Consider the following 1,232-nt stretch of genomic DNA (forward strand, 5'->3'; position numbering starts at 1 on the left):
TGAATACGGTCGCCAGCCGCTGTTTCTGAATCTGGGCGGCGGGACACAAATCTGGCGTGGCCTGGATATGGGGCTGTCCGCACGGATTACCCTGCATTCGGAAGCGGAGCTGGTCGCCACGTCCACACTGGCTGGGGAAACCAGCTACGAAACCCTGAATGTGTCGGCCAAACCCTCCATCCGGCCGATCTTCGGTCTCAACATGGACTGGGGCGAAAGCTTCTGCAGTGAAGGTGATAACTGCTGGTTCAACGGGCTGGAAACCGCGTTCAGTTACCGTGGTTACTCCAACACCAACACCACGGTGGATTCCACCATCACTATCCCCGGCACCGTGCTGGACCCGGGCATCAACCTGGCGATTACCACCATCGATTCCTATCAGCCGAATATCTATGCCGCCGGTCTGGCCTATGGCCGGGAGCGCTGGCGCGTTGGGGTAACCCTGGAAATGCAGGAATGGTCGCGCCTGGAAGAAGAGCTGGAAGGCGATACCATCAAGGACCAGGCCGTGAACACCGGCGGCGCGCCTTACGAGCTGCGCTTCAAGGATATTGTGGTGCCGCGTATCGGTGGCGAATTCAATATCAACGACACCTACAAGCTAACCGGCGGTGTGGCGTTCAGTGAATCGCCGCTGGATTCCAACGCATCACTGGAAGTGAACTACCTGGATGCGGACAAGATGATTCTGGGGCTGGGCCTCACCGCGGAATACAAGTCTGTCCCGGTGCTGGCTTACCCGGTGCGTTTTGATCTGGCCTACCAGTATCAACAGCTCGACCCGCGAGAGTTCGATCTGTACGACCGCCGTTCCCCGAGCTTTCCGCAATCCTACGAAACCGTGGAAGCGGAAGGCGATGTGCATGTTTTCTCCGGCTCCATCACCCTCAAATTCTAGGAGTTAATGGCGATGAAATTAAAAGCGCTATCTCTGGCTACGGCAGCCGCATTGCTGGCTGCCTGTGGCGGTGAGGCCGGTGACGAGCCCACCCTGGAAAACTGGCAGACCGGTGAGGTCTATTACAGTTTCCCCTACGACGGTCAGCAGGATCTGGCACCGAAGACGCCGCTGTCGATCCGGTTTTCCCACCCGGTCACGGTGGATGCCAGTCACTTTACGTTACTGGAATGTGCCCAGCTGGACGGGGATTGCCCTGATACCGGCAATAACCAGGTGGCCATGCAGGCGCCGCAGTCAGTGGATGAGGGCATGGGGGTCATGCTGCAGC

2 protein-coding genes are annotated in these 1,232 nt (G+C 58.4%); both read left to right on the forward strand.

Features of this window, described 5'->3' with window-relative positions; genetic code table 11:
• A partial coding sequence (locus tag A3730_RS01860; RefSeq protein WP_063537357.1) for an outer membrane protein transport protein occupies positions 1–901 on the forward strand: 901 nt, incomplete at its 5' end.
• A gap of 6 nt (positions 902–907) precedes the next feature.
• A partial coding sequence (locus tag A3730_RS01865; RefSeq protein ID WP_156500792.1) for a hypothetical protein occupies positions 908–1,232 on the forward strand: 325 nt, incomplete at its 3' end.

It is taken from the genome of Alcanivorax sp. HI0044 (assembly GCF_001634945.1).